This is a genomic window from Lysinibacillus sp. NPDC086135 (assembly GCF_044746345.1).
Classification (GTDB): Bacteria; Bacillota; Bacilli; order Bacillales_A; family Planococcaceae; genus Lysinibacillus.
Map to the genome: position 1 here is coordinate 1 of NZ_JBIVCA010000045.1, position 5,590 is coordinate 5,590.

A 5,590-nucleotide genomic window follows, 5' to 3' on the forward strand; every position below is an offset into this window, starting at 1 on the left:
GGGAAGCCCCCAACTACCATCGGCGCTAAAGAGCTTAACTTCCGTGTTCGGTATGGGAACGGGTGTGACCTCTTTGCCATCATCACTAGACTATTAGTTTTCAATATACTTCGTATGTTGAAAATCTTATGTATTTCGTTTTGAAGTTTTTATTACCTGTCCTTCAAGACAAGAATTATTGTATAACGTTTTCTCACATTGTGCAACACTTTTTTATAAAAAAAAAAGAAATCATTACTTTTCGAAGATATTTTTGTTATGTAAGAGAAATTATCACTCTGCTATTTATTATAACAATTGATTAATTAAAAGAAAACAATTAATTTATCAGAAGTATTTTTATCAATTTTTATTCATTAAAAAACACAGTTTTCCGATTTGAGCTACTCTTTTCTGATTGTCGAGACACTTCGCTATTTGCAGGAATCTTTAATCTACGACAGGATCGATCAGAGTAGCCCTTCGTTACAATCAACTAAATAAGCAAAATATAAACGAAAAACTATTAATAGATTCAACTAACATGGCTGTTAATTTATAATTTCACAATTATTTAATGATAGTTTTCTAGTTTCATTTAATCCTCAATCATTTAAACCCTAAATTTCCTCTCAGGTGAAAGAACATTTCTGACGTTGCACTTTCTTACCAAAAACTGCTAAATAGGTTAAATAACAGAAAGAGCCATTTGTAATTGAACAATTTCCTCAAATGTTGTTGCTGGACCAAAAGATACTCTAAAAAATTGACGTGCCGCTTCCATAGAATAGCCCATTGATAAAATCGCGTTAGTACCAGATTCACCATGGCTATCACAAGCACTTCCTGTGGAAATATATATCCCCGCTTCATTTAATTTTAACAAAACGTATTGACCCTCTACTCTTTTCATTAGTACACCACAAATATTAGGCAATTGCTCCTTACTCTCAATTATTTGACACGTTTCTTGTAATTTTCCCTTAAAACTTTGACGTAATGCTTCATAGTGCTTCCGCTCATATTGATAATCTTCAATCGCCGTAGCAAAAGCGACAATAGCTGGAGTATCTAATGTTCCTCCCCTAAACCCACGTTCATGCGTGACACCTGGTGCTAATGCAGGAACACGGAGCTTAGGATTAATATAAATAGCTCCACATCCTTTTGGCCCACCTATTTTATGAGCTGAAATTGTAATAGCATCTACTTTCTGCTTTAACGGAAGTTTACAGAAGGACTGTACACAATCAACATGCAAGAGAACGTTTGATTGTTTTGCAATCTCGGCTATTTCTTCAATAGGTTGAATAGAGCCTATCTCTGAATTTACATGTTGGATAGTGATTAAAGCCGTATCTTCTTGTATGGCTTCTCGTAGTTGCTCTACATGAATACAACCATCTTGCTGTAAAGGTAACTTCGTGACCACAAACCCCATTTTTTCAAGCGTATTTAAAGCCGCATGCACGGAAGTGTGTTCAGCTTGTGATGAAATAATGTGCTTCCCTTTATTTGACGCTAAAGCTAATGACAAAATCGAAATTAAATTGCCCTCCGTTCCGCTTCCAGTAAAAATGACACCGTCACTATTTACTCCAAGAGATTTTGCTACGACAGCTCTTGCCTGTTCAACAAAATAATGTGCTTGGCCCCCTAGATCATGTAGGCTTGCACTATTCCCATAATACTGCTTTGCTACCTCACAATATGCTTTAAGAGCTTTTGGAGTCATTGGAGAGGTTGAAGCGTAATCCAAATAAATCATCTTATTCTTCCCTTCTAGTTCATCAGGTCTTGTTTTCTCTTTTATTTTATGTAAAGATATGTGTCAAGACAACTGTAAAGAAGGTATATGTATGGATGTAATGACAGATGTACTTATTATTGGTAGCGGCGTTGCTGCACTTCAAACTGCTCGACTACTCGAAGGACATTTTCAAGTTCAGATAGTTACAAAATGTTCAATTAAAATGAGTAGTTCTTATCGTGCTCAAGGCGGTATTGCTGCCGTTACAAGTCAAGAAGATCATCCAAAGTTTCACATTGCTGATACGTTGATTGCTGGTGAATATCATCATGAAAGAAGGAATGTTGAAGTACTAATAGAAAACGGTACGGAAATTATGAGTGATTTATTAAATGAGGGCTTCCCAGTTGATCGACAAGTTGATGGGTCCCCCGCTCTAGGCTTAGAGGGGGCACATAGTCATCACCGTATTTTACATGCAGGTGGTGATCGTACTGGCCAAGTAATGATCGATTATTTGCTCAGACAACTTACATCTAATATCGTTGTGAATTGCTATGAAATGGCTTACGAGCTTTTATTGAATACAGATGGAGCTTGTGTTGGTGTTCTGACAAAAGGAGCAGAGGGAACGAAGCGCTACCTTGCCCACCACGTCATTCTAGCGACAGGAGGTGCGGGTGCTATATATTCTTGTACATCTAACTTTGCTACGAATACTGGAGATGGTATCGCTTTAGCATATCGTGCTGGAGCTGCCATCAGTGATATGGAATTTATGCAATTTCATCCGAGCTTACTTTGGTGTGGAGGGCAGGCCAAAGGATTAGTCTCTGAAGCTGTCCGTGGCGCCGGAGGAAAGTTTGTCGATGCACTGCGTCATCCCATAATGAAAGGCATTCATGAGCAGTTGGACTTAGCACCACGCCATATTACTGCACATGCATTATTTAATAAACGTGCTGCTGGGCAGGAAACCTTTATTGATATTTCAAGTATCGAACACTTTGAAGAAAAATTCCCTACGATTGCTCAGCTTTGCTATGACAATCATGTTAATTTACAAGATGAATTAATTCCTGTAGCACCAGGTAGTCATTTCTTAATGGGTGGTGTTGTTGCTGATGACAAGGGAAGAACATCTATTCCTAATCTATATGCAATAGGTGAAGTTGCTTGTACTGGGGTGCATGGTGCCAATCGTTTAGCTAGTAACTCTCTTTTAGAAGGCATTACGTTTGGACAAAGAACAGCCCAATACATTATTCAAACAGGTTGTAAGCAAAATAGTTTCTTAATTGATGACAAACATCACCAACAAACAATGCCATCATTATTTACAAAAGATCAATTACGACAAATGATGATGCACACGTTAGGCATTGTGCGAAATCGTATCGATATGGAACAATTCGTACAACAATTGCCCTCAATGCAAACACTTCTTCATGTTGATTTAGATAGCTTGAATCGGCAGGAACTCGAACTTTACATGATGCATATTGTCGCTACATTAATGGCGCACGCAGCCATTACACGAAAAGAAACTCGTGGATCACATATTCGCATTGACAGACCACAAGATGATCATCATTGGGCAAACCGTTGGATCATTTTTCAACAAGGACAGATGAAAGTGAGGAATTCATTATATGAATATCATCAAACTCGAGGAATTGCTAAAACAATTTTTTAATGAGGATATAGGTGATGGGGATTTATCGAGTGAGTTAATATTTTCCCCTGAACAGCAAGGATCTTTTTCTTTTTATGCAAAAGAAGACGGTATTTTTTGTGGAGCTCTCATCATTGAGCATGGATTTCTTCTACTTGATCGATCGATGGATATTACCCTATATAAAAAAGATGGTGAAAAAGTAAAGGATGGTGAAGTTCTCGCTGTTATTCAAGGACCTCTTCAACAGTTATTAATGGGAGAGCGTGTAATTTTGAATCTTATCCAGCGTATGTCTGCTATTGCCACAACTACAAATTTAGCTGTGCGAGAAACTGCAGGTACTAATGCGAAAATATGCGATACGCGCAAAACAATGCCTGGAATGCGTATGTTAGATAAATACGCTGTTAGAGTCGGTGGCGCCTATAACCATCGCAATGGTCTATTCGATGCGATCATGCTGAAGGATAATCATATTGCTTTTGCGGGTAGTATTACTAATGCAGTACAGGCGGCCCGTGAAAAAATCGGTCACACTATTAAAATTGAAGTCGAAATCGAAACAAAAGCACAATTAGATGAAGCAATTGCAGCCGGCGCAGATATCATTATGTTTGATAATCGTAGCCCTGAAGAAATACGTGAATGGCTTCCAGTAGTTCCACCACATATTGCTACAGAAGCTTCAGGTGGCATTTCGCTTCATAACTTAAATACCTATGCAGAAACAGGTATTCAATGGATTTCACTCGGAGCACTAACACATTCAGTAAAAGCCTTTGATATTAGTGCACTAGTAAAAACGAAAGGAGCTAATTCCATTGTCCATCACTAGTTTATTACAACAAACATCATTACTACCAGAGCATTATCGTGGATTATCTAAAAATGACATGGAATCTCGCATTATAGCTATAAAAAAGAAATTAGGTAGTAAGCTCTTTATCCCTGGACATCATTATCAAAAAGATGAAGTGATTCAATTTGCAGATGCAACAGGGGATTCCTTGCAGCTTGCTCAATTATCAGCAGCTAACAAGGAAGCTGAACATATAGTATTTTGTGGCGTACACTTTATGGCGGAAACAGCTGATATGCTCACAACTGAACAACAGCATGTTTATTTACCTGATATGCGTGCAGGCTGTTCAATGGCAGACATGGCAGACATTTATCAAACAGAACAAGCATGGCCGATTTTACAGAAACTCTTTGGCGATACCATTATCCCTCTAACATATGTCAATTCTACTGCTGCCATTAAAGCATTTACTGGGCGTCATGGTGGAGCCTGCGTAACATCGTCCAATGCAAAAGAAATGGTTAAATGGGCATTTACACAAAAACCACGTATTTTCTTTTTACCAGATCAACATTTAGGAAGAAATACTGCGTATGATTTAGGAATACCGCTTGAAAATATGGCAGTTTGGAATCCTCATACAAATATGCTTGAGACAGATCAGCCACCAGAAAACATTCAAGTCATCTTATGGAAGGGACACTGCTCCGTCCACGAAGGTTTTACAGTTCAGCATACGGAGCTTATACGTCAAGTTCATCCAACTATGCGTATCATTGTTCATCCTGAATGTAATCGTGAAGTTGTTGCGGCTTCAGATGATGCAGGTTCTACAAAATACATTATCGATACGATTAATAAAGCACCGAGTGGTTCAGCATGGGCAATCGGTACAGAAATGAATCTTGTTAATCGGATAATCCAGCAGCACCCTGATAAGCAGATTATCTCTTTAAATAAGAACTTCTGTCCTTGTCTTACAATGAATCGAATTGACCTTCCCCATCTGCTTTGGTCCTTAGAAAGTATAGAGAAGGGGCAACCACATAATCGTATTCAAGTAGATGCTCACACTGCTGAAGAAGCACGTAGCTCACTTGAAAGGATGCTATTAAGGGCATAAAAGGCAAAACGTCTACTCATTTCTGGTAGACGTTTTGTTATTATAGTTACTGAGTCTTTTTCGCAAGCATGTTGTGATATTCATTATAAATAAATTTCATCTTAGAATCTTAAAAACTATTTTTATACAAAAAAATACAGTAGATGTAAATTACATCTACTGTATTTCAGTATGACCCGTACGGGATTCGAACCCGTGTTACCGCCGTGAAAGGGCGGTGTCTTAACCACTTGACCAACGGGCCAATGGCGGAGAAGG

The 5,590-nt window shown here is 38.3% G+C and carries 4 protein-coding genes, 1 tRNA gene and 1 rRNA gene; 3 read left to right on the plus strand and 3 right to left on the minus strand.

Annotation, left to right across the window (positions count from 1 at the left end; translation table 11 throughout):
* Both rrf and ACIPKN_RS26770 read right to left on the minus strand, forming a co-directional pair.
* A 5S ribosomal RNA gene (gene rrf / locus ACIPKN_RS26765) occupies nt 1-90 on the minus strand; the annotation flags it as partial.
* A gap of 577 nt (nt 91-667) precedes the next feature.
* Nucleotides 668-1,747, minus strand: a complete 1,080-nt coding sequence (locus ACIPKN_RS26770) for a cysteine desulfurase family protein (RefSeq protein ID WP_400942028.1) — start codon at nt 1,745-1,747, stop codon at nt 668-670.
* Nucleotides 1,748-1,838: 91 nt separating this feature from the next.
* On the opposite strand from ACIPKN_RS26770, the gene nadB reads away from it, so the two are divergent.
* From nadB to nadA, 3 genes are read left to right on the plus strand one after another with little or no spacing between them, the layout of a single operon-like run.
* Nucleotides 1,839-3,425, plus strand: a complete 1,587-nt coding sequence (nadB, locus tag ACIPKN_RS26775; RefSeq protein ID WP_400942030.1) for an L-aspartate oxidase — start codon at nt 1,839-1,841, stop codon at nt 3,423-3,425.
* On the plus strand, nt 3,382-4,242 hold the full coding sequence (nadC, locus tag ACIPKN_RS26780) for a carboxylating nicotinate-nucleotide diphosphorylase (RefSeq protein WP_400942032.1): 861 nt from the start codon (nt 3,382-3,384) through the stop codon (nt 4,240-4,242). Before nadB ends, nadC begins: the two co-directional genes overlap by 44 nt.
* Nucleotides 4,229-5,332, plus strand: a complete 1,104-nt coding sequence (gene nadA / locus ACIPKN_RS26785; RefSeq protein WP_400942035.1) for a quinolinate synthase NadA — start codon at nt 4,229-4,231, stop codon at nt 5,330-5,332. The genes nadC and nadA overlap by 14 nt, the downstream gene beginning before the upstream one ends.
* A 172-nt stretch (nt 5,333-5,504) precedes the next feature.
* Here nadA and ACIPKN_RS26790 read toward each other — a convergent pair.
* Nucleotides 5,505-5,576: transfer RNA gene (locus ACIPKN_RS26790), tRNA-Glu, on the minus strand.
* Between the last annotated feature and the right edge of the window lie 14 nt (nt 5,577-5,590).

What these genes read in the sequence shown, in the direction of transcription:
- nadC (WP_400942032.1), top strand. Translation starts at nt 3,382, where the DNA reads ATGAATATCATCAAACTCGAGGAATTGCTAAAACAATTTTTTAATGAG.
- ACIPKN_RS26770 (WP_400942028.1), bottom strand. Translation starts at nt 1,747, where the DNA reads ATGATTTATTTGGATTACGCTTCAACCTCTCCAATGACTCCAAAAGCT.
- nadB (WP_400942030.1), top strand. Translation starts at nt 1,839, where the DNA reads ATGGATGTAATGACAGATGTACTTATTATTGGTAGCGGCGTTGCTGCA.